Origin of the sequence: Methylomonas sp. LL1 (genome assembly GCF_015711015.1) — a bacterium.
GTDB lineage: Bacteria > Pseudomonadota > Gammaproteobacteria > Methylococcales > Methylomonadaceae > Methylomonas.
The window spans coordinates 840,732-865,176 of record NZ_CP064653.1; the positions used below are offsets into that span (position 1 = coordinate 840,732).

At 50.9% G+C, this 24,445-nt stretch carries 17 protein-coding genes and 1 riboswitch; of the genes, 13 read left to right on the forward strand and 4 right to left on the reverse strand.

The genetic code is table 11. The annotated features are described in order from the left end of the window. Window positions 1–145: 145 nt before the first annotated feature. From IVG45_RS04420 to IVG45_RS04440, 5 genes are all read left to right on the forward strand, one after another. On the forward strand, window positions 146–1,345 hold the full coding sequence (locus IVG45_RS04420) for an efflux RND transporter periplasmic adaptor subunit (RefSeq protein ID WP_196436674.1): 1,200 nt from the start codon (window positions 146–148) through the stop codon (window positions 1,343–1,345). Then, complete coding sequence (locus IVG45_RS04425) at window positions 1,342–3,297, forward strand: MacB family efflux pump subunit (RefSeq protein ID WP_196436675.1); 1,956 nt, start codon at window positions 1,342–1,344, stop codon at window positions 3,295–3,297. Before IVG45_RS04420 ends, IVG45_RS04425 begins: the two co-directional genes overlap by 4 nt. Window positions 3,298–3,304: 7 nt before the next feature. After that, entirely contained in the window at window positions 3,305–4,645 is a 1,341-nt protein-coding gene (locus IVG45_RS04430) for an efflux transporter outer membrane subunit (RefSeq protein ID WP_196436676.1), read from the forward strand. A 649-nt stretch (window positions 4,646–5,294) separates the two neighbouring features. Then, window positions 5,295–5,597: a DUF5658 family protein gene (locus IVG45_RS04435; RefSeq protein ID WP_196436677.1), complete on the forward strand. Its 303-nt coding sequence runs from the start codon at window positions 5,295–5,297 to the stop codon at window positions 5,595–5,597. Between the two features lie 197 nt (window positions 5,598–5,794). After that, window positions 5,795–9,322: a sensor domain-containing phosphodiesterase gene (locus IVG45_RS04440; protein WP_196436678.1), complete on the forward strand. Its 3,528-nt coding sequence runs from the start codon at window positions 5,795–5,797 to the stop codon at window positions 9,320–9,322. Between the two features lie 35 nt (window positions 9,323–9,357). Here the strand turns inward: IVG45_RS04440 and IVG45_RS04445 are convergent, their stop codons facing one another. The 3 genes from IVG45_RS04445 to IVG45_RS04455 form a co-directional block, all read right to left on the reverse strand. Beyond that, the gene (locus IVG45_RS04445) at window positions 9,358–10,869 is read right to left on the reverse strand and encodes a methyl-accepting chemotaxis protein (RefSeq protein WP_196436679.1); all 1,512 of its coding nucleotides are present in this window, start codon (window positions 10,867–10,869) and stop codon (window positions 9,358–9,360) included. Between the two features lie 110 nt (window positions 10,870–10,979). Continuing rightward, window positions 10,980–12,086, reverse strand: coding sequence for a DUF3616 domain-containing protein (locus IVG45_RS04450; RefSeq protein ID WP_196436680.1), 1,107 nt, complete (start codon window positions 12,084–12,086; stop codon window positions 10,980–10,982). An 11-nt stretch (window positions 12,087–12,097) separates the two neighbouring features. Continuing rightward, on the reverse strand, window positions 12,098–12,586 hold the full coding sequence (locus tag IVG45_RS04455) for a TlpA family protein disulfide reductase (protein WP_196436681.1): 489 nt from the start codon (window positions 12,584–12,586) through the stop codon (window positions 12,098–12,100). 160 nt (window positions 12,587–12,746) lie between these two features. Between IVG45_RS04455 and IVG45_RS04460 the strand changes: the two genes are divergently transcribed. The 3 genes from IVG45_RS04460 to IVG45_RS04470 all read left to right on the forward strand — a co-directional run bounded on the left by IVG45_RS04460 (window position 12,747) and on the right by IVG45_RS04470 (window position 19,523). Next, the gene (locus IVG45_RS04460; protein ID WP_196436682.1) at window positions 12,747–13,991 is read left to right on the forward strand and encodes a sialidase family protein; all 1,245 of its coding nucleotides are present in this window, start codon (window positions 12,747–12,749) and stop codon (window positions 13,989–13,991) included. A gap of 463 nt (window positions 13,992–14,454) precedes the next feature. Continuing rightward, window positions 14,455–16,773, forward strand: a complete 2,319-nt coding sequence (locus IVG45_RS04465) for a TonB-dependent receptor (protein WP_196436683.1) — start codon at window positions 14,455–14,457, stop codon at window positions 16,771–16,773. Window positions 16,774–17,216: 443 nt separating this feature from the next. After that, complete coding sequence (locus IVG45_RS04470) at window positions 17,217–19,523, forward strand: diguanylate cyclase (protein WP_196436684.1); 2,307 nt, start codon at window positions 17,217–17,219, stop codon at window positions 19,521–19,523. Between the two features lie 107 nt (window positions 19,524–19,630). On the opposite strand, the gene IVG45_RS04475 is transcribed toward IVG45_RS04470, so the two are convergent. Further along, complete coding sequence (locus IVG45_RS04475) at window positions 19,631–19,888, reverse strand: phosphopantetheine-binding protein (protein WP_196436685.1); 258 nt, start codon at window positions 19,886–19,888, stop codon at window positions 19,631–19,633. Between the two features lie 581 nt (window positions 19,889–20,469). Continuing rightward, window positions 20,470–20,556: riboswitch (cyclic di-GMP riboswitch) on the forward strand. A 102-nt stretch (window positions 20,557–20,658) separates the two neighbouring features. Here IVG45_RS04475 and IVG45_RS04480 point away from each other — a divergent pair. From IVG45_RS04480 to IVG45_RS22955, 5 genes are all read left to right on the forward strand, one after another. Next, window positions 20,659–20,862 carry a hypothetical protein gene (locus IVG45_RS04480; RefSeq protein ID WP_196436686.1) on the forward strand — a complete coding sequence of 68 codons (204 nt, stop codon included), beginning with the start codon at window positions 20,659–20,661 and terminating at the stop codon, window positions 20,860–20,862. Between the two features lie 54 nt (window positions 20,863–20,916). Beyond that, on the forward strand, window positions 20,917–21,816 hold the full coding sequence (locus IVG45_RS04485) for an IS1595 family transposase (RefSeq protein ID WP_196434642.1): 900 nt from the start codon (window positions 20,917–20,919) through the stop codon (window positions 21,814–21,816). A gap of 15 nt (window positions 21,817–21,831) precedes the next feature. Next, window positions 21,832–22,368: a hypothetical protein gene (locus tag IVG45_RS04490; protein ID WP_196436687.1), complete on the forward strand. Its 537-nt coding sequence runs from the start codon at window positions 21,832–21,834 to the stop codon at window positions 22,366–22,368. A 313-nt stretch (window positions 22,369–22,681) separates the two neighbouring features. Beyond that, window positions 22,682–24,259 (forward strand): spermidine synthase, encoded by a 1,578-nt coding sequence (locus IVG45_RS04495; RefSeq protein ID WP_196436688.1) that lies wholly within the window; start codon window positions 22,682–22,684, stop codon window positions 24,257–24,259. Continuing rightward, entirely contained in the window at window positions 24,259–24,381 is a 123-nt protein-coding gene (locus IVG45_RS22955) for an SEC-C metal-binding domain-containing protein (RefSeq protein WP_442923365.1), read from the forward strand. Before IVG45_RS04495 ends, IVG45_RS22955 begins: the two co-directional genes overlap by 1 nt. Window positions 24,382–24,445: the final 64 nt, after the last annotated feature.

Here is a 24,445-nt window from a genome sequence, read left to right on the forward strand (position 1 = left end):
TGATATTGGGAACTTATTTTTGACGCAATCCAAAGCCCGTTCAGGTACATTTTTCGCGGAAAATCGCCTTAAGCTCCGTTTAATTTGAAAAAGGCATCCTAGGATGCCTTTTTTATTTGTGAATCTCGCCCGATTGCGAATCAACATGAGCCGTTTAATAACTGTTAGAACGATTGCCCGTAAAGCCAGGCTACCAATCGTGCTGTTACTGATAGCCGGTGGCGGCTGGTATTTTTTGATGCCTTCCAAGGCGGGGGAAGATAAAAATCAAACCACGTTGAAAGTGATTGTGGGCGACATCGAAGAAAATGTCACCGCGCAAGGCAAGTTGGAGCCGAAAGAATACGTCGATGTCGGCGCTCAGGTCACGGGCCAATTGCAAAAACTTTATGTCGACATTGGCGATGATGTAACCGCCGGGCAATTGCTGGTGGAAATCGATCCAAGGGTTTACGCGGCCAGGGTGCAGGCCGACGAGGCCAATATCAAAAATCTGCGGGCACAACTGGCCGGGCAGCAGGCCAACGTGGTTTTTGCTCGCCAGCAATTCGAGCGTAACCGTGAGTTGATGAAGATCAAGGGCGTCAGCGAGCAGGATTTTCAAAACAGCGAGTTCAATCTAAAGAAGGCCGTGGCTACCGCCGATTCGATTCAGGCCCAGATAGAGCAAGTTCAGTCTACTTTGAGCGGCGATCGCGCCAATTTGAGTTTCACCAAAATATTTGCGCCGATGGACGGTACCGTGGTGACACGTACTGCAAGGCTCGGGCAAACCCTCAATGCCAATCAAACCACGCCGATGATCCTGCAGTTGGCCAAATTGGATGCTATGACGGTGCGGGCGCAGGTGGCGGAGGCCGATGTGATGCGCTTGAAGCCTGATGTTCCGGTGTATTTCACCACGCTGGGTTCGGGCGGCAGACGTTGGCATGGCACGGTGCGGCAAATTTTACCGTCTCCGGAAGTGGTTAATAATGTGGTGCTGTATAACGTACTGGTCGATGTCGACAATCGGGATCGGCAATTGATGTCGGGTATGAGTACCCAGATGTTTTTCGTGTTGGGCAGTGCCGAACAGGTGACTTTGATTCCGGTGGCGGCTTTAGGGGCCAGAATGGCGGATGCCGATAACGACAAAGGCCGCGCCTATAAAGTCAAACAAGTCGACGGCGATGGGGTAACGGAAAAAATCGTGCATGTCGGCTTGCTGAATCGGCGCTTCGCCGAGGCACGGGACGGTATCGAAGCCGGCGCCGAATTGTTGAGCGCGGCTCGTCTTGACGATAAAACCAACGGCAGGAAGAAAGACAAGGGTTATCCGGCCTCGGGTACGCCGCGCTTATGAGTGCCGAACGATCGGGAAATCAATCGCCCTTGTTGCGGCTCGAACATATCCAGCGCTTCTATCCCAACGGCGAGTCGATTATCAGGGCGCTGGACGATGTGTCGCTGACCATCTGGCCTGGCGAATTCGTGGCGATCATCGGCCAGTCGGGCTCCGGAAAATCGACCTTGATGAATTTGATCGGTTGTCTGGATAAGCCCGACAAAGGCGTCTATCGAGTGTTGAATCGGGAAGTCGCCGGTCTGGATGCCGACCAATTGGCGGCCTTGCGCCGAGAGACCTTCGGCTTTGTATTTCAACGTTACAACCTACTCAATACAGCCTCGGCGGCGGAAAATATTGAAATTCCGGCCTTGTATGCCGGCATGCCGAAAACCGTGCGGGAAAACCGGGCCTTGCAATTGCTGGATCAATTGGGCTTGGCCGAGCGTAGCGGACACCGGCCCATGCAGATGTCCGGCGGACAGCAGCAGCGGGTGGCAATCGCCAGGGCATTAATGAACAATCCGCCGGTGATTCTGGCTGATGAGCCCACGGGCGCGCTCGATAGTCAAAGCGGTAAGGAAGTGATGAGCCTGTTGCGGGAATTGCACAACCGTGGCCGTACCATTTTATTGATCACCCATGACGAGCATGTCGCCGCCCATGCCGAGCGCATCATCAGTATCCGTGACGGTAAGATCGTCAGCGATAGCGGCGAAAACCGTGGCGAAAGAATTGCGCAGGTGCCGGAACATCATGAAATCGATGCGGTAGGCATTTTGGCCGAATTACTGGAGGCCTCCAAAACCGCATTACGCTCACTGCGGGTCAATCTGTTTCGCACCGCCCTGACCTTGCTGGGGATTATCATCGGTGTCGCCGCCGTGGTGACGATGATGGCGGTGGGAGAGGGTAGCCAGAAGAAAGTGCTGGATCAGATGAAGGCGATGGGGACTAATGTGTTGTCTGTCAGACCTGGTGCGCCGGGATTACGCGGTAGTTCCGATGTCGCTACGCTGGTGCCGGCCGATGCCGATGCGATTGCCGAATTGGATAATGTGGAATGGGCCTCCGCCGAGCGCAACGCCCGCTTAACCCTACGTTACGAAAACATCGATTATGCCAGCAGTGTGCAAGGCGTGGCGCACAGCATGCCGGTCGTGCGCGATTGGCCGATCGCAACCGGCGATTTTTTCAGCGAGGATGACTTGCAGCGCTATGCGCCGGTGGTCGTGCTGGGGCAAACCGTAGCCAAGATACTGTTTCCGGAAGGAATTGATCCCTTGGGTAAATATGTGTTGTTACAGAATATTCCCTTTGAAGTGATCGGCGTGATGGCCGCCAAGGGAGCCTCGGCGATGGGAACGGACCAGGACGATGCGGTATTTATTCCGTTGACGACCGGCTTGATCCGGCTGTTCGGGCAGAATTATCTGAACGGTATTACCGTGCGGGTGGAGGACGTGACCCAAATCGACGACACCCAGCAGGCGATTACCGATTTGTTATTGGCACGTCATCAAACCGAGGATTTCCGGATACGTAACATGGCTTCCATCCTGGAAACCGCCGAAGAAACCCAGAGTACCTTTACGATGATGCTGGGCATTGTCGCCGCCATTTCGTTGCTGGTCGGCGGCATCGGGGTGATGAATATCATGTTGGTCAGCGTCACCGAGCGTACCCGCGAAATTGGTATCCGAATGGCGACCGGCGCCCGGCGTCGGGATATTTTGCTGCAATTCAACACCGAGGCGGCGGTGGTTTGCACCCTGGGCGGCATGATCGGAGTGTTGCTCGGTTTTGCGCTGGGCATGCTGTTGCGTTCCCTGGATATGGCCGTGGTTTTTTCGCCGTTGCCGGCCATAATGGCGTTCTCCTGCGCTTTCGGTACCGGTTTGTTGTTTGGATATTTGCCGGCGCGCAAGGCGGCGCATCTGGATCCGGTCGTGGCGTTGGCGGCGGAGTGATGGCCGGATGAAATCGAAAGTATTGATCGTTTCCTTGTCGTTGACTGCCTGTAATCTGGTGCCCAACTTCCAGCAACCGGCTTTGGACATCCCGGCGGATTGGCGCGAAGCCAGCACCGGGCCAGCCAGCCAGGTCGATCCACAATGGTGGACCGCCTTCGGCAGTGCCGAGCTTGAGCGTTTGATCAAAGCCACGCTGGCCTATAACAACGATCTGGCGGCCGCCGGACAACGGGTGGAACAGGCTAGGGCACAAGCCAAAATCGCCGGTGCCGATTTGTGGCCGGCATTGGGGCTGGAAGGCGATTTTAGCAATACGCATAATAAGTTGGGCGACACTCAAAGGAAATCCGCGCTGGTTTCGGTGGCCTACGAAGTCGATCTTTGGGGTGCCAATCGCGCCAAGCGCGATGCGGGACAGGCTCTGCTACTGAGCGAGACTTACGCTCGCGATGCGTTGCAATTGGTGGTGATGGCCGATGTCGGCCAAGCTTATTTCAATTTGCTGGCGGTTAAGGAACGTAGACGCATCGCCATCGAATTTCTGCAAAATGTCAACGATGTACTGGCTATTGTCGAAGCCCGTTTTCAGGCCGGTGCCATATCCGCGGTCGATCTGGCTCAGCAAAGAACCGAACAGGCCAGCGCCCAAGCCAGTCTCGATCTGGTGGTTCAACAGCAAACCCTGGCGGAAAACGCCTTGTCCATCTTGCTGGGCCTGTCTCCCGGGAAGATCGCGGAGGGGGCGGAGCAATTGGCCGATGTGCGCTTGCCCGTGATTAATCCGCAACAACCGTCCAGCTTGGTGCAACGCCGCCCCGATGTGAGGCAAGTAGAAATGCAATTGCAAGCCGCCAACGCCGATATCGGTATCGCGCTTGCCGCGTTTTATCCCAAATTACAACTGAATCTGGACACCCTGCTGGCCAGCCCACAGCCGGCCGGTCTAGCATTGGCCATGGCCGCCAATCTGGCGCAGCCTCTTTTTCAAGGTGGACGCTTGGAAGGTGGCTTGGAGGACGCCAGGGCTCGTAACGCCGAATTGGTGGAAATCTACCAGCAAACCTTGTTGACGGCTTTCAAGGAAGTCGAGGATTCCGCTGCGGTGCGTAGTCAATCCATGCAAAGGATGCGGGCGCTGGCCGAGGCGGTTAACCAAGCGCGGGAAGCTTATCGATTATCGCAAGAGCAATATCGGGTCGGCGCAATCGACTACCAAACCTTGCTGAATACCCAACAGAGTTGGTTGACTGCTCAGAACAATCAGGTTCAAGCCCGGCTGGATGTTTTGGTGGCACTGGTACAGCTATATAAAGCCTTGGGCGGTGGTTGGCGGGCTTCCTCCTGAAGGCCGTAGTGTTGCCAAAATTGGCAGTCATGACAGTACATCAGGCAACTTATCCGCCAAAGGCGCCAGGGAGATGACAGCTTTGGGACACGGGTGTAGACTTTCAAGCGTGGTCGGGTTCCCTTTTACACTGTTGTCAAAGGCTTTTCCCGCGTGCGCTTTTATTATTAGGAAATGATGATATACTGCGATCAACGCGGGTCTATCGTGCCTCCCCGATCAATTTTGCGATAAACGCTTGGTTTATGAGGCGTTTAAGAAACTTAACTGATTGAATTTGCACGTGTATGGGCCGCAATTCCATCCGGATTACTTTCTCGCCACGCGACCCAATCCATGCTGGCCGGGCGTTTTTGCGGACTTTATACACTGTTCCCAAATCCGAGTTTATCGATTTAAAACTTTAATTTAAAGTGGCTTGAACATTGCTTTAAATTGATTGAAGCAGGTATTACGGATTTTAGGAAACTGAGTTCGATTCCCTTATCTTCCGCCAGCTTATTAAGCTAATGCAATGTTTACATTCAATGTTCCATTTTGTCGTTACTGCTTTGGCTGAACCATTTTTACAAAGTATGCGAGTGAGTTAGCCCACATACCGACATACATTTTATAACCGATTGGTTAATTAACGACACGGAGACTAGGCATGAATACTTTATTAATCGTTTTATTTGGATTGCTTCATGTCGCCGATGGCGTTGTGACCTATCTGGGTTTGAACTTTACCTCCGTCGACGAGGTAAATCCTGTTTTGAACTATTTTGTTGAACTATTGGGCCTGGGTTTTTCCATTACCCTGTTGAAAGCGGCCTGCCTTTCCGTACTGATATTCATGTTTTACGATCGGCATAAAATGAAAAGCCGCTGGATTACGGCATCATTGATGTCGGCCGTGACATTTTACGGCTGGGTTGTCAGCAACAACGTGCTGCTGGTGGTTTATGCATAGCCGGTTGGTGTATCGCTAATCCGATTAAATCGTTGACTTGGATTAAAAGGGTTTGGTTAGGAATAACCAAACCCTTTTTTATGTCGTTAATTTTCATACCCGATTTTCTAATTCACATAAAATAGGCATTAAAAAACAATATCGATTTTGACGTTGTTTGCTGGCAATATCCAACGCCGAATAACCCTAAAGACACAATGACGTCTCTCAAAAAGCATTTGTTCCGATTCTCCGCCAGTCTTTGGTTGACCATGGCAATGTTCATCGTGTTTGCGGTGGTGTTTGTGATCTATGTCCGGTCCGAAAAACAAATCGATTTAGCCAATGAACTACGGTTCCAATCCTATTTTCTGGCCGACGAATTACGCCAATCGTCCGACGATTTGTCACGGATGGTTCGCGGTTATGTAACAACCGGCGACCCCATCTATAAACGCCACTATCAAGAAATCCTCGATATCCGAGACGGCAAGCAGGCAAGACCGGTTGACTATCATTTGATCTATTGGGATTTGGTTTTGCAGGACGATCGCCGGCCAAGGCCGGACAGCTCTCGGAAGATTCCCTTGCTGGACCTGATGCGGCAGGCCGGATTCAGCGAAGCCGAATTTGCGAAACTGGCGGAAGCCAAGGCTAGATCGGACGCGCTTACCCACACCGAGTATGCCGCGATGCGGCAGCTCGAGTCAGTTTCTTCGCCGACCGAAGCTGACCGAAACAGAGCTAGCCTGATACTGCGAGATACGGCCTATCATCAAGCCAAGGCCGAGATTATGCGGCCGATCAGTGAGTTCTATCGGATGATGGATAGCCGTACATCGGCGGCGGTTCAAAATGCATTGCTTAAGGCCAAGCTATTGAGAGGAGTGTTCATTGCCTTCGGCCTATTGTTGGTGCTGATGTTGTGGCGAGCTTATCGGAGTTTATTCAATATATTGGGCGGTTCGCTTGATGAATTGCATGACGTTCTGGTCCGCCTGGCTAGCGGCGATTTTTCATCGGTGATTCCGGTCGGCCACGGCAGGAAAAACAGCATCATGGCGTGGGTGTCCGAAACGCAAGTCCAACTGGCCCAACTCGATGCCGAACACCGACTGGCCGAAGCCAAAAATCAGCGTCTGACGCAACTCTATGCCGCCTTGAGTCAGTGCAATCAGGCTATCGTGCGTTGTGGAAATCAACAGCAGCTGTTTTCGGAAATCTGCCACGCCGCCGTGACCTTTGGCGGCATGAAGCTGGCCTGGATTGGTTGGCTGGATCGGGAGGGCGGGAAAATCAAACCTGTTGCTTGGTATGGCAATGACGCCGACTATCTAAAAGACATCGAGATCTCAATCGATCCCAATGACCCGTTCGGTCGCGGGCCAACCGGCACGGCCATGCGCGAGGATCGTCCGTACTGGTGTCAGGATTTTCAACAAAATCCGGCTACCGCCCCCTGGCGCGAACGCGGTGCCAAGTTCGACTGGAAAGCATCGGCCGCGCTGCCTTTGCATCGGAATGGCGAAGTGGCTGGGGTTCTGACGCTTTATGCCACCACCGCCAACGCCTTTGACGAGGCCGCGCGTAACTTGTTGGTCGAAATGGCGATGGACATTGATTACGCCCTCGACAACTTTGAACGAGAAAATCAACGTAGGCAAGTGCGCTCGGACTTGGCGGAATCCCGTAATTTGCTGCGGACCATTATTGACGCTGTACCACTGCGTATTTTTTGGAAAGACCTGGCATCGGTGTATCTGGGCTGTAATCCGGCTTTTGCCCAGGATGCGGGTGTCGATAGCCCTAGCGATCTGATCGGCAAGAACGACAATCAACTCGCGTGGCGGGAGCTGGCGGAGTTGTATCGAGCCGACGACCGCCGAGTGATGGATTCGGGCATTCCCAAATTTTTCTACGAAGAGCCCTTGATCAAGTCCGATGGCGAGACTATTTGGTTAAGAACTTCCAAAGTACCTCTGCTTAATTTCGAGCGGCAAACCATGGGCGTACTGGGTGTCTATCAGGATATAACGGCAATAAAGCAGACTCAACTGGCATTGCTGCGTAGCGAAGCCAACCTCAATCGGGCGCAGGCCGTGGCCAAAATCGGCAGTTGGCGTCTGGATCTGGAGCAAGGCAGTTTGGAATGGTCGGCCGAAACCCACCGCATTTTCGGAGTATCCCCGGATACTCCGGTGGACTACCCATTATTCCTCTCCCATGTGCACCCGGATGATGTGGATCATGTCAATAATGCCTGGCAAGCCGCGTTGAAAGGCGCGCCTTACCACATCGAGCATCGCATTGTCGTAAAAGGTGACATCCACTGGGTGGAAGAGCGGGCCGAATTGGAGTTCGATGCGGCCGGCAACTGTCTCGCGGGTGTCGGCACGGTGCAAGACATCACCGAACGCAAGCTGGCACAGGCGCGCATTGATCTTTTGGCTAACTTCGATCCATTGACCGGCTTACCTAATCGGGCTCAGTTGGATGACCGCGTCAGGTATGCCGTCAGTCTGGCCAAGCGCGGTCATGGATATTTGGCCTTGATGTTCCTCGATCTCGACCGCTTCAAGGATATTAACGACACGCTTGGCCATAGTGTCGGCGACGCCCTGTTGATTAAACTCGCCGATCGTCTGCGCCGATTGCTGAGGGAGGAGGATACGGTCACGCGCCTAGGTGGGGATGAATTCATTTTGCTGTTGCCCGGCATCGATGCACGCGGAGCCGCCTATGTGGCGCAAAAACTGTTGGATGCCATCGCGGAGCCTTATTCGATCGAGCACTATAATCTGACCCTGACTGCATCGATTGGTATTGCGCTTTATCCCGGCGATGGCGAGGATCTGGAAACATTATCCAGAAGCGCCGATGCCGCGATGTATAACGCTAAACAGGAAGGCCGCCAAGGCTATCGGTTTTTCACTCCGGAGATGCAGGCGAAAGCAACGCGTAATTTGTTATTGCTGAACGCCTTACGTCACGCACTGACACTTGAGCAACTGCAGGTCTACTACCAGCCGCAAGTGTCGATGCCCGACGGCCGAATCATCGGTGCGGAAGCCTTGCTGCGTTGGCGGCATCCGGCGCTGGGCATGGTGTCGCCGGCTGAGTTCATACCCGTTGCCGAAGACAGCGGGCTGATTCTGCCGATCGGAGAATGGGTGTTGCGTTGCGCCGCGAGGCAGGCGAAAGCCTGGGAAGCCGAGGGGCTAGGTTCAGTGGTGATGGCCGTCAATTTATCCGCGGTTCAGTTTCGCCACCCCGACCTGCCGGACTTGGTCTCGCGCGTGTTGGATCAAGAAGGCTTGGCGCCTGGCTATCTGGAATTGGAGTTGACCGAAGGCGTGGCAATGCGGAACCCGGAAAGCGCCATCGATGTGATCAACAATCTGCACCAACGTGGTGTACGCATGGCTATCGACGATTTCGGCACCGGTTATTCCTCGCTGAGTTATCTGAAAAAATTCAAGGTCTACAAGCTCAAGATCGACCAGTCCTTTGTGCGCGACATCAGTACCGACGCCGAGGACAAAGCTATCGTCAGTGCCGTGATCAGTCTAGCCCAGAGCCTGGGGCTGCAAACCATCGCCGAAGGCGTCGAAACCATCGAGCAACAGACTTTTTTGAATCAGCAAGGCTGCGATGAAATGCAGGGCTATTTATTCAGCCCGCCGCTACCAGCCGAACAGTTTGCCGCGTTACTTAGGCCATTTCCCGGGAAAAATATAACCGACTGACGGGGCTTTTTGTCCATCTACTTCGGCTGAATTTTTCAATCATCGTCCAGTTTAAAAAAACTAACCACACTCTGTAACTGTTCAGCCTGGCCGTTTAACTGCTCGGAGGTGGCCGCCATCTCTTCCGAGGCCGCGGCATTTTGTTGGGTGACTTTGTCCAGTTGGTGCATGGCTTCGCCGATTTGATTGATGCCCTTGGCTTGCTCGGTGGATGCGGCGGCGATTTCTTGTACCAGGTCGGATGTTTTAATGATGGTGGGCAACACATTGGCGATTAAGTCGCCGGCTTTTTCGGCAATGGCGACACTGTTGGAGGCCAGTTCGTTGATTTCCTCGGCGGTCATACGGCTGCTTTCGGCAAGCTTTCTAACCTCGGCCGCCACCACGGCAAAGCCCTTGCCATGTTCGCCGGCCGAAGCCGCTTCAATGGCCGCGTTCAATGACAACAGGTTGGTCTTATAGGCAATGTCCTCGATCAGGCCGATTTTCTTGGCAATGTGTTTCATGGCTTTGACGGTTTCGATAACGGCTTCCCCGCCTTGTCTAGCCTCGTCGGCCGATCTGCTCGCCATTTTTTCGGTCACCTGTGCGTTTTCGGTATTTTGCTGGACCGAGCCGTTAAGTTGCTCGATGGAACTGGTGGTTTCTTCGACACTGGTGGCTTGTTGGGTAGTGGCCTGACTAATGGCTTGCGCGGTGGCGCTGACTTCCTTGGACGCGCTGCTTAATGCATCCGAATTGCCGCGCACCTGTTGCACGACCTGGCTCAGTTGATCGCGCATCATTTTCAAGTCATACAATAAACTGCCTTGATCGCCGGGGTTAAGCATGACATCGACAGACAAATCGCCGGCGGCCATTTTTTTCATGGTATCGGCGGCATAGCCGGGCTCGCCGCCGAGCTGATTCATCAATGCGCGGGTAATCCAATAAGCCGCGATACAGCCTAAAATCAACGATATCAGGGCTAGAATTTTGATGATATTGCCACTGCTGTTTACCGTGGCCTTTGCTTCCTCCCCGGTTTTTGCCATTAACTGGACTTGGTAATCGATTAGTTTGATGATGGCATCAAAATAGGCGGTTTGTAATTGTCTGACTTTGGTCAGCAGGTGTTGAGCGGCTTCATCCTGTTTGCCCTCGCCGGCCAACTGTATGAATTGATCTTGGGCCAGGAGATACGGGCGGCGGGCATCCTGCACGGCCTGTAACAAGGTTTTGCCTTCCACCGTTTTAATACCGTTGTCCAGCTTATCCAGGTTTTCGGAAATATTGTTACGGGCTTGCTTAATTCGGTTCAGTTCCTTAGTGATGGTGTCTTTATCATCGACTATCAGCGTGTTCCGCATGGCGCGCGCTATGACATTGATATTATCGATAACATTATTGGCCCAGACGGTTTTGGGGAATTTATCGTTGACCATGTCGTCGATATTCAGCAAAAGTTGATTCATTCGAGAAATGCTGAGACCGGCAATAATGGCTAGCAACAGTAACACGCCGCCAAAACCTAGGCTTAAACGGGTTTTAACTTTCATGTCGCTCATTTTTCGTTCTCCAATGCGGGTGGCCAATGTGACGGAGTGGGTTATCTTGAAGAGTATAGTGGCGGAATTCCGGCAAGGCTATGGCCGGTATCGCGCGACATTCTCGTTGCCTATGGCAACCTGAAAACATCGGCCAGTAAACCTTCCGGCGAGGGCTGGCGATTGGCGGCAGCGGAATCGTTGACGATCAGGATCGAAAGCTTGTCTTTGTGGTCGGCGGAAAACAATGTCATGCCTTCCGGATGGTCTTCACCTTGCCCATAAGGGATTTCTAGGATACGTTCCAGTTCAGCGGCCGGAACCAGGCATTCTTGATCCACTGTCGCGGCATCCGGCCAGCGAAAAACCGCAACCGGGCCGTCCAGATTCATGCTCGGTCCGGCCAGAATCAATAAATCCGAACCGGACAAACACAAGTCGCGTATGCCCAGGCCATCCAGTTGCAGGAAATGTTTACGATACAACGCATGCTTGGGGCCAATATTCCGCAGATGTTTGCCTTGTTCATCCGGCTCGATTTCCAGAATCAACGCCCATCCGCGCAACACCGGGCCGCGTAAGCCGATAAACAATCGTTTGCCCACGACCGCCAGGCCCTCGATGTCGAAACCGTTATCTTTGCCGGGAATAGCCATGAACGCCGCTAAATGCCTGTCCTTTTTCAGCGCTTGAGTGAGTTCATTGCCGTCCTTATCAGCGTGCAGACAAGCGGCTTTTAAGGTTTTACCCTGAGTTTCGACTTTTTTGACCAGGCTATAGAGACCGTTATTTTCCACTACGGGGATTCTGGCCAGCAGATAGCGGTTGCCCTCGCTCGATACGGTGGCCAATTTGTCTTGGTTAGCGTCATCGCCACGATCTGGTTTGGGTTTGCCGCGCTTAAGGCTGTGCGAACCTATCATCCACAAATAACCGTCGGCATGGGCCAGGCCTTCCAAGTCGACTTCTTGCCCGGCTTGAACGGAAATATCGGGCGTTACAGGCAGTTTTAAAAAATCCGATAAGCGGAACTGACAGTGATTGAGACCGATAAATTGGGTGTTCTGGTCGGTTTTGAACAGTGTTAGCCTTTCCAAACTCGCTGTTTCGTCGTTGGCCAGCCAGAGTGTGTCGCCGATTCGGGTGACCACGGATAAACCGCCAGCCAGTCTTTTGCCGTTGCCAAGTTGGTTCAGCGCAGGGTCAAATTGCAATAAAACTTGGCTGGTTGGCTTCATGGCAGCAGGCCTCAGGGCTTGATTTTGGAAATTTGGGTTTCAAATTCCTCGATTTTCAAAGCCCCGCTTTTGCCGACGCGATTATGTGTCGAGGAAAAGAAATAGGTTCTGGGTAATTCGCCATACCAGCCAGGATCGATTTCGTAACGTAATTTTTGCGCGTCGTCGCTGCCGAATATCCAGTTATCGAGGTCGCCTAACCGGTTTCGGGCCAGGATGTTCTTGACTTCGGAGGTGGCGCTGGGATCGTCGGTGGAGAGCATGACGATTTTCAAGTCCGGATGATTTTGCCGAATCTGGTTCAGCACGCCCATATCCTTCAGGCACGAAGGGCAATCGACCGACCAGACGGCTAAGATAAACGGTTTGGCGGCATTTTCCCGCAGGATTTGTTGGTAACTGCCGGGATTGAAGGTTTTAACGAATTTTTCTTGGGCTTGGCTGCTGCTAACGGCTAGGGCCGATAACAGCAATCCGGCGAACACGGTTTTGGATGTCATTTGGATACCTTGCTAGAAGAATGAACGAATCGGCATCATAACCGAGGCTTATCCAGGATGAAAATCGTTTAGTAGCAAAGTTTTTTGGCTTGGGTTATCGTTTTCAGGCTGGGCGACTATCAATCGGCCTGAATCAGTTATCGACTTTGGGATCAATAAAATGAAAATGGGTTTTTGGTTTTTTTTAACGGCTTCATTGCTCGTTAGTGCTTGCGCATCGCAGGCGCCGAGTCAGCCGGCAACGGATGTAAGCAACAAGGATTCGGCCGCTGGAAAACTCGTGGTTTGTTCTGATAAAACCACGGCTTCCGTCGCTTGCTCGAATACGGTAACGGCTGTTTTTGACTCAAAGGGCAGGCTCTGGGTGGCCTGGGTTAATCAAGATCATGTTTATGTGCAGCGTTCGGGTGACAAAGGCAATAGCTTTTCCGAGCCGGTTGTGGTGAATAAGATTGCCGAGCCGATTATTGCCCACGATGAATATCGGCCAAAAATTCAATTGGACCAACAAGGCAATATTTTTCTGACTTGGACCCGTAGTCTGGATAAACGTCATACCGGTCATATTCGTTTCAGCCGTTCGCTTGATGGCGGCAAAAGTTTTTCCGAGCCGGTGACGGTCAACGATAACCAAGATGTAATCAGCCACCGCTTCGATAGTCTGTTAGTCGGTGAAAACGGTGAAATTTTCATTGCCTGGCTGGATGCGCGGGATAAGGAAAAAGCCAAAACCGGCAGTGCGGAATTTTTGGGGACGTCGCTGTATTACGCTTGGTCGGATGATGGCGGAAAAAGTTTTCATGCCAACCAGTTAGTGGCTCCGCATACCTGCGAATGTTGTCGGCTGGGTACGGCACTGGACTTAGACAATCTACCGGTGGTGATTTGGCGGCATGTGTTTCCCGGCGGTATTCGGGATCACGCCTTGATTAAATTTGAAAATTGGCAAACCCCAGGTGAATTGAGGCAATTGAGTCATGAAAACTGGAAAATCGACGCTTGTCCGCATCACGGGCCGGCTTTGGCGATTGCCGACGATGGGGCTTATCACGCTGTTTGGTTTAGCGGGGCAGAGTCTCGGCAGGGACTGTATTATGGTTATTCGACGGATCAAGGCTTGACATTCGCCGGCAGCATGCATTTCGGCGGGCAGGGGGCAATGCACCCGCATCTGGCAACCCTGGGCCAACAGGTGGCTATTACTTGGTTAGAGTTTGATGGCACTAACACCGTGGTGCGGCTTTTACGGTCGTCTGATGCCGGCAAGAGCTGGTCAGAACCCAGGCAGGTCGCTACCGCGGCTGGGCCGGCGGATTACCCATATTTGGTGGCCGATCGGGCGGCCATTTATTTATCCTGGCGCAACGGCCAAGGCTATCAAATCAGGGCGTTGGAGTCATTTTAATTCATGACGGCGGATTGTCGGCAAAAATACCGAGGTATTTGGCGCATTACAACCCGCTAATTTATGTCATATAGCATAGTTTAATTAATTGGGAGAAGGTCTTCTGGTTTTCGTTTAGTGATGACAGCCTGATTATACCTGGCTTCCGGCCATTCGGAATCGGCTATATCAGGCTTTTTTAATTGAGAATGATTTTTAGTTGATGTGGCAAATCCCCCTGAAATCGTCAAAATAATCGGTTATTTAACGCAGATTAATTATTGTATAACTGGGAAGGGCGGAAATACCGAGTATTAGGGTTGTAATTTAATGCTTACATATTTTATAAGATACTGTATTTTAAGTTATTTGGTGTTGTTGGTATAAGGGTTGCGATCTAAATCAAGCTCTATTCCTGCTTTGCTTGCCGCAAAAGTGGATTTTTGGAGTTTGATATTGACTGAATAACCAGGTAACACGACTCATGCATAGAACAACTAAAATAACGCCGGCAATCATGTTGCTGCCGGGTGTCATGATTTTACCGACAGCGCCGCGGGCCGCCGAACCTGAAGCCGTCAAACTTGAAGCCGTCGAAGTTTCATCAACCGAAGGGCAATTGTTCCCGCAAACCGCGAAGGCCACGCCAACCTATCAGGTGAATGTCAAGGAAGTCGAAAAATTCGTTAATGCCACGACTGTTGAAGATTACTTAAGATTTTCGCCATCACTGAATATACGTAAACGTTATATCGGTGATCCGAATGGTTCATTGGGCATGCGCGGCTCCAACGTGTTCCAAACCGCGCATACCATGGTGTTTGCCGACGGCATGCCGCTGCATAATCCCTTGCGTACTACTTTCAACGGCGCGCCGCGCTGGTCCATGGTGTCGCCCAGCGAAGTGGAATCGGCCGATGTACTGTACGGACCTTTTTCCGCGCAATACGGCGGTAATTCGTTTGGCGGCGTCGTCAATCTGAATACGCGCATGCCGGACAAGTTTGAAGCGCATGTCGATGCGATGGGCATGTTTCAAGACGCGCATCGGCGCGGCCGCAACGACACCTTGAGCGGTTTTAAAACCAATATATCGGCCGGTAATCGCTTCGACAAGTTCAGCCTGTTTGCCTCCTATAACCATCTGGAAAACGAAGGGCAGCCGATGACGCCGAGAACCACGGCAACCTCAACCGCGGCCGGGGGCACGGCCGTAACCGGGGGGATTCAGGAGCGTCAGCCGAACGCTACGCCTGGCATGTATCTGGGGGACGACGGTATAGCCCAGTCCACTACGGATTTGTTTAAGGTCAAACTGGGTTACGATTTTACCCCGGACCTGCAAGGCCGTTTCACCATCGCTTATGAAGAGCGTCTTGGCGTAACCGACGACCCCTTGAGTTTACTGAAGGATAGTAACGGTAATACCGTTTGGGGCGGGGCGACGAATACCGGCGACAGCCAGAGTACCAACTATCGGCAGGACGGAAAACGGTTCGCGGTACCTGGGGCGACCTTTAACGTATCCGAATCCGAGCGTCAGGCTCTCAACTATGGTTTGAGTTTGAAAGGTAAAGTTTCGGAAGATTGGAGTATCGATACCACGGCCAGCTACTACGATGCGTTCAGGGATAAATCGGTATCGTCGTCATTAAATCCCAATCATCCGCTTAATCGGAATAAAGGCCAGGTGAATGATATCGATGCTTGGTGGGCCAATTACGATATTAAGCTGTCTACCGATAATTTCCTGCAAAACAAGGATTTGTCGTTCATGGGCGGTTACCAATTGAGCCATGCGTCGTTAAATAGTAAGACATTTGATAGCAATAACTATGTCGCCGGTACCAGGGCGGGCATGACCAATGATAGCGGCGGCGAAACCCAGACTAATAGCGTGTTTTCGCAGTTGGAATGGCGCTTTTTGCCTGATTGGGCCATCATGGCCGGCGCCCGTTTGGATAATTGGCAGGCTATTGGCGGGCACGTTTATACCGCTACCTCGACTGAAAATTATGCCGACCGGGATGCGACTCGGATTTCGCCGAAAGCGTCGTTGGAGTTTTCACCCGATGTCTGGACTTTCCGCTATTCGTTCTCGAAAGCCTATCGTTTCCCGATTGCCGAAGAGATGTTCCTGAGCAACTCCCGCTTTAATACCCAATCAATAGCATTTCCCGGCTTGGGACCGGAAAACGGTTATTTCCATAACTTGATGGCCCAATATGATTTAGCCAAAGGTTTTGTACGGGCGAATTTTTTCTACGATTTGATCAACGATGAAATCGCCAATACCTTGCAAAACTTTGGCAACGTAGCCGTGACCACTTTTCAACCGATCGAACAAACCGAAACCATCGGCGTGGATCTGACCTTCCAACAAAATCAACTGTTTGATTTGCCCCTGGATTTCATGGTCAACGGCACCTTTATGAACAAGCAGATCGTGAAAAACAGCCGCAATACCGGCTTGGTCGGCAACGAATGGGATAGAATTCCCAAACTGCAGGTTAATACTTCGGCGACCTACCACATCTTGCCGGTATGGGATTTCTCGGCGGCGGTGCGTTACCGGAGCGATGTGTTTCAACGGTTGGAGAATACCGATACCGAGTCCAATGTTTATGGCGGTACCGATGAATACACCTTTGTCGATCTGAAAACCAGCTATCAATTGCCGACTTATCAGCATCTGAAAAGCACGATTTCGGCCGGTATCGATAATGTGTTCGATCAGAGCGCCTTTGAAAATCACCCATTCCCGCAACGTACTTACTTTGTCAAGGCCTCTTTCGATTACTAAGCGAAAGACCGGAACCACCCAAGATATGCGCTTGCTACATCTTGGGTGGTTTTTATTGTTTTATCCCCATCAATCTCTATTTCTCTGCAAGACATACATATTCGGGAAACTTTTGCGATGAACTCGGCCGATCTTGGCTTAGGGTTTGGTAAAAAACAACTTCCCGGCTGGACGATGTTAGGAGGGGGTTTAGCCGCGACCGAAGGCTTGACAAGTCGCGGCTAAAGCCCCTCCCACGATATACAAGCATCGAAACCGGGACGTTATTTTTGGCGAAATCCTTAGCCGACTCACCAAGGGAAGCCGGTCCATCTTCTGTTTCTAACTCATAGGTATCGGCAAGGCAAGTAAGTAGTTGCCCTGGGTTATTGACGCCTTCGATTTGCTGCTATTATGGTTGCCAAGGCAGCCACGATAATCCAACAGTTCATTCGAATAGTCACATGTCCGGTCAAACCATCAAGTATTTAGAACTCGTCGATGTCGACAGTCTGCGGACGCTGATGGACAGCTTGAGTCAAGTAATCGGTATCGCCAATGCGATTATCGACACCGATGGCGTGGTGATTACCAGTTCCGGTTGGCAGGATACTTGTGTCAAATTTCATCGGGTCAATCCGCAAACTTGCATCAATTGCATCGAAAGCGACACGTCGCTGGTCAAAAGCATGCTGAAGGGGGAGGATTTCGCGATCTATAACTGTCTGAACGGTTTGGTGGACACGGCGATGCCTATTGTTGTCGATGGCCAACATGTAGCGAATGTATTTACCGGCCAATGCTTTACCGAACCACCGGATTTCGAATTTTTTCGCGGGCAAGCTCGGCAATATGGTTTCGACGAAGTCGACTATCTGGATGCTATCGCCAAGGTGCCGGTGCTTTCCCGGCAGCGGATCGAAATCATCACCCAAGTGTACGCGCAAATTGCACGGATGTTGGCCTCCAGTGGCCTGGTCCGTTTACGTGAAAAACAGGCGACGGCCGAATTGGCAAAACTCAATAACGAGCTGACTCGGCGAGTTCGGGATAGAACACGGGAACTGTCCGATAAAAATCTGCAATTACAACAAGAAAAACAAGCCTTGGCCGACAGCGAAGCCAGATTGGCCGCATTGTTCGAAAATATGAGTAGCGGCGTGGCGGTCTATAAACCTTGCGAGGATGGCCGGAATTTCATGTTCACCGAGTTTAACCAAGCGGCCGAACGCATCGAGAAAATCAGCCGGCACCAGTTGATCGGCAAAAAATTGGATGAAATCTTTCCCAATATCGATGCGTTTGGTTTGCCCGAGGTACTGAGGCGGGTTGCGAAAACCGGACAAGCCGAAAGCTTTCCGGTCTCGTTTTATCAAGACGGACGGATTCAGGGTTGGCGCGATAACTACATCTATCCGCTGCCTAGCGGCGAGATCGTAGCCATTTACGATGATGTCACCGAACGAAAACAAGCGGAACAGGCATTGCGCGACAGCGAAGCTAATCTGAAGGCTTTTTTTGATTATTCACCGATCGGTATCAACGTTCTGGACCGGAATGGCAAAGTTCTAGCCGTGAATCGGGCGGCCCGAGAAATGTTTGGTGTCGCTCCCGACGATCCGTTGGAGCGCTATTGTTTATTCGACGACCCCGCAGTGCTACCGGAAACTAAAGCCGCGCTACGGCAGGGCTTATCGGCTTCGGAAGAGCGCTTCATCGATTTTCAGCAGATTAAGCGCAACAGGCTCTATGAAACCTACAAATCCTCGGATAGCCGGATTTTTATCCATCTAGCGTTCAGTCCCTGTTTTACCCAAAACCAGGAATTGGCCGGCTACATTGCTTCGATTATCGACATTACCGAGCGTAAGCAGGCAGAGAAAAAGATGCAGCTAACCCAGTTTTCAGTCGATTGCGCCATCGAGTGTATCTATTGGATCACGGCCGATGCCCGTTTCCAATTCGTTAATAATACCGCGTGCCAATTTCTAGGCTATAGCCGTGAACAATTGCTGACGCGTACCGTGATGGATATCGATCCCGGTTTTAGCCGAGAGGCTTGGAGGAACCACTGGCAACAAGTCAAGCAGCGAGGTTCGCTGCAATTTGAATCGGTGCATAGAACCCGTGAAGGCTGTGAAATACCGGTAGAAATTGCCGCTAACTATATCGTTTTCGATGATTGCGAATATCACTGCGCATTCGTGCGGGACATCAGAGAACGCAAGACATTATTGGCCGAACTGGAACACCAGGCCCATTTCGATTACCTGACCGGTATTGCCAATCGTCGCCATTTCATGGAACAGGGCGAAATGGAGCTGGCGCGAGCACAACGATACGGCAATTCGCTTTCGATATTCATGCTGGATATTGATCACTTCAAGAAAATCAACGATAGCTTCGGTCATGCCGTCGGCGATAAAGTTCTGCAAAAAATGGGATGTATCTTTGCGCAGACATTGCGGGAAGTTGATATTCCAGGACGCCTAGGTGGGGAAGAGTTTGCGGTGCTACTGCCCGAAACCAATAGCAGTAAGGCGCTTGAAGTCGCCGAGCGGCTCAGAAACTTTGTCGCCAACACCACAATTCCGTTGGAAGCGGGGGTGTCGTTGCAGTTCACCATTTGTATAGGCGTGGCGACGCTGAGGGAAAAAATTTCCAACATCGACAGCCTGCTCAATTTGGCCGACAAGGCGCTTTATCAGGCCAAGGACAGTGGCCGGAATAAGGTTTGTGGACTGGAAGAATATCAATTATTCCGCTTGTAATGACCTCATCGGTTACGATTGGCCATAATTGGGCTGGCCCTAGAGTCAGTTAATCGTCTAAAAAATCACCCTATTGATTTGCGCTCAAGCCGTCGTGGTTTTTCAACTTATTGGCGGACGGATTCTATGAATTGAGCCAATGCGGATACCGAAGCAAAGATCTTAACCACGTCATCGTGTTCGACGTCGATTTTGACGTCGTATTTCTTCCTGATTGCCAAGCCCAACTCCAGTGCGTCGATCGAATCCAATCCCAGGCCGCTATTAAACAGCGCGGCGTCGGACTTGATATCGTCGACGTTCACCTCTTCCAGTGCCAGAGTGTCGATGATCAGCTGTTTTAATTCGATTTCAGTCTGACTCATAGCATACTCATGGGTGGGAGAAAGTGTCCCGAAATGTTGAATTCAGCAAAAAACGCTGATTGGTTTGAATCGCCGACAGCGGCAACACACGCAAACGATAGGCTGTAAAGCCGGTCGGGTTTGATTGAAGGTGCCGGCAAACGCCGTTCGCGAGCTGTTTCTGGAGTCAAATGTCGTGCCATTGTCGATCTCTGCCCTTGTTCCCTAAATGCAAAACAACAATCATGGAAAGCCATGATTGATAAAAACCGACAATTGTAACGGTTGCCGATGGCCATGACGAGTGTGTTGGGTTATGGCTTTATCACCAAGGCATCGTTTCTAAGGCAGATTTGGGTATTTTTATGCCAAATGACGGCTAGGTCTTTGATAAATGAGGCAAATGACTATATTGGTTAGTCATTTAACGCAGTTTAATTAACGCCGGGGTTGTTTAAGTATATTAGGGAATATTTTATATCATTGAAACCTAGGATTTTACTGGGTTTTGGCATGTAATATGATAATCATTCTTAGTTGGCTAGGTTTCTGGTCCGATCAGGGAATGATGAGTTTATGTTTTAGTTTATTGGATTTCCCCTCGCCAACCAAGCCACACCCGTCGCGAGGCGGGGCCGGAAAGCCACGGTTCTTGAAAATAACAAAAACAAGAAGGCCGGGCCGCCTCCTAAAGTGATGGGGAGGAAGCGGCGTTTGTCTTTTCCCGAGGCAACGCCGAGAACATTACTGTTAACAATAAATAATTATTTGTACAGTAAAGAGGATTAAAAATGAAAAAAATCGCACTATCTCTAATTGCTCTAGCAAGCTTTTTGTTTGCAAGCCAGGCGTTCGCGCACGTTTCTTACTACAATTTGAACGCCAATAACCCTTCAGTAAGAGCTGTAACCAGCAATATCGGTTGGTCTGATGCGGCAGATGGCGATTGGGGTGATAGCCATCACGCTGCTTGGTTTAAATTTACATGGCTATGAACTTACCACAGGTTACCCGATCTGAATTTTAGTGGGATATTCTGGAGAGCGGTCATGCAAGCAAAGATCACGAGTTTTTGGGAGTGGCAACAGCACTTTGCCGATGAAAAAAGTTGTCTTCAAGCCATCATCAACCTCAGGTGGCCTGAAGGGTTTTGCTGTCCACGCTGTGGCCATCAGAAAGGTTGGTTGCTCCAGACACGACATGTCTACGAATGTGCAGTTTGTCATCATCACACATCGGTGACAGCCGGCACCTTGTTTCACAACACCAAATTACCGCTCGTGAAATGGTTTTGGAGTCTTTATTGGGTATCGTCGGACAAGGGTAGTATCTCCGCATTGCGGCTGACCAAACTAATTGGTGTTTCCTGGCTGACGGCGCAACGGCTGTTGAGAAAATTACGCACGGCCATGGGTGATCAGAATAATCTGTACAAACTAAGCGGCATTATCGAATTCGATGATGCCTTTATCGGCGGCAAACGTGCCGGTAAACGCGGGCGAGGCGCCGCCGGTAAAACCACTATTTTAGTGGCTTGCGAACATAATGATGGTAAGCCCGGCTTTGTGGCTATGAAGGTGGTTGAGCAGGTGACGCACGAGAGTGTTAGAGCATTCGCCCAACAAACGCTTGCCCCAGGCCAAACCCTGCATACCGATGCGCTGGCTGCGCTCAATGTGCTGGCCGAGGAACATCACCATATCGCCAAGGTAACCCCTCCTGAAATGGCGAGTGAATGGTTACCTTGGGTTCATGTGGTCATCAGTAACCTTAAAAGCTATTTGCTGGGTACTTACCATGGTGTGTCAGGTAACTATGTACAGGAATATCTCGACGAATTTTGCTATCGGTTGAATCGACGATTTTGGGAAAACCAGATTCCTAACCGATTACTCACGCTATGCGTCACACATGACCCGGTATTTCTTCAACCTGCAACTTGTTCATAGCCATTTAAATTTAACTTGGCCCAAGACTCTTTGGTCAGTATTACAGTTACTGGTTTAAATGCGGGTACCTACGCAAGCGTTAACCAAAATGGTGCCGCAATTAATGTGACGACTTCTTTAAACCTGGCAGATGTTGGTTTTTCCATTTACAAAGGTTTGTTTCCTGCTGGTGCGTATGATTCTGCCGCTTCATTGCCAATTGATGCTGGGAAAGACGGTCGCTGGGATGCCTTAGGCGACACAACTATGGCTAACAATTCCGCAGTAGTTGGCACTGCAATATACAAAACTGCAGTTAATAACAGCACTGGTAATATTGAAACTTTGATCAACTATTTCCTGGCCGCGGGTGATTACAGTATTGGTACAGGTGGTGCATTTGGTTCTACCGGTACCGTAATTGACGCTAATGTTGGTGATCACGCAGGTTCCTACGCGATTCAAGCATCTTTGAGTGTTCAAGCTGTTCCGGTTCCAGGTGCCGTCTGGCTGTTCGGTAGTGCGGTAGCCGGTTTGGTTGGCCTTAATAGACGTAAACGTGTGCTTAACTGAGACTCAGGAATAGCCTATAGCCTAAAGGAAATAGGCAACACGTTTTGAACAGGATGACTTGGAGTTTGGTTGGAAATAATTTCCCTGAATTCATGTAGGGGGCGATTTTAATCGCCCAGGGCGAATGAATTCGCCCCTACAGGACATTCGAATATCAGGAACTTGTTTTTGACGAAATTCTTTGAACGCTGGAGGTTAAAGGATTAACTTGAGCAAGGAAGCATGCAACCCCGACACGGAATGAAGCCGGTTCGGGGTTTTTTATGGGTAGCATGGTACAAATCCTTATTATTAAATTTCATTGATTTCATTTATGGCAAAAAAAACCGGGTCTGGATCGCCATCCACAGCAGCCCATAAATCCAATATCCCTAACTTAAGCAAGGCGGTCCTGTTGCTCACCGTGACCCTCAGCGGCGGAGCCGTGATGATCCTGGAATTGCTGGGTACCCGCATCATCGCGCCATTCTATGGCGCCAGTCTGTATGTGTGGTCGGCGCAGATAGCCGTGACCATGATCGCCTTGGCGCTCGGTTATTATCTGGGCGGTTTTCTGATCGATCGTTATCCCAAGCTACGTCTGGCTCATGTGATCATGCTGGCGGCGTTGGCGACCAGTTTGATTCCCTTTATCAGTGCAACAGTGATGACGTTGACTAACCCGCTAGGCATGCGCGGTGGTGCGTTTACCAGCGCTTTCCTGTTATTTGCCTTGCCTTTGACGACGCTGGCGATGGTCGGTCCGTTCGTGATTAAACTGGCGACCGAAACCCTGGAGGATGTCGGTAGTACGGTTGGTTCCGTCTATGCGATCAGTACGGTAGGGAGCGTGCTGGCAACCCTGTTACTGGGATTTTTTCTGTTGCCGGTATTCGGCACTCGGGCCATTATTTTTGCTCTGGGATTGATACTGATGTTATGGGCGATAGGCTTGATGTTGGGCGATAAACGGGGATTTGCCCATATTTCATCGACGCTGCCGTTAATGATGGTTGCAATAGTCACTGGCCTGCTCAGTATCAATGGCTATGCCAAGTCGCAACAAGTCGGCCGCGAGTTCAAGGTTTTGCATGAAGCAGAAAGTATTTATGGTTGGGTGCGTATCGTGGATCATCAACGGGACGGTTATCGGCTGTTGCTGTCCGACGCTTCGGTTTTGAGTGCGATGTCCTTGGCCGACGGCAAAACCTTGCTAGGCTATCAAACCATCATCGGTACTTTGCCGGTTTTGCGGCCCCAAGCATCCGACGCCCTTGTGATAGGCTTGGGCGGTGGCCATATCGCCCGCGATTTGAAATCCAAGGGCTTGACTACCGATACCATAGAAATCGATCCGGTGGTGGCCGATGCCTCGTTGAAATACTTCAATTTCACGCCTACCGGCGAATTTATCGTCGGCGACGCCCGTTACGAAATCAAAAAATTAAATAAAAAATACGATTTCATTATCCATGACTGTTTTACCGGTGGTTCCGAGCCGACTCATCTGTTGACGCTAGAAATGTTGCGGGATTTGCGCGGCTTATTAAAACAAGATGGGATTCTGGCGCTGAACTATGTCGGTTTTACTCGGGGTGAAGGTACACAAGCCGTGGCTTCGGTTTACAAAACCTTGAAGCAGGTGCTGCCGAACATGCGCGTGTTTGCTACCGAGAAAACGGAAATGACCGATTTTATTTTCCTGGCGTCAAATCAAGCCATGGTTTTGGATTCAAACAGTCGCGATCAACGGACTCAATGGTTATTAGATCATCAATATGCGTTGACTGAAGAAGGCGGCATTGTGATCACCGATGATTACAATCCCATGGAAAGCCTGCAAGTCAGAAAAGCCGAGTATTATCGGGAAGTGTTTTTAAAACGCGTATCCGCGGAATTATTGTTTTTATGATGCTTGCATCGTCAAAAATCAGCCGCAACGCTCCCTGTCCTTGCGGCAGCGGCAAAAAATACAAAGTGTGTTGTGCCGACTCGGCGGCGGTAAATATGTTAACCCCCTGCCGCCGATATTGAATGGCTGCAGCAGCAAGCACAACAAGCGGTTGCCCGCTCGGATTTTGCCGGAGCGGAACACTAT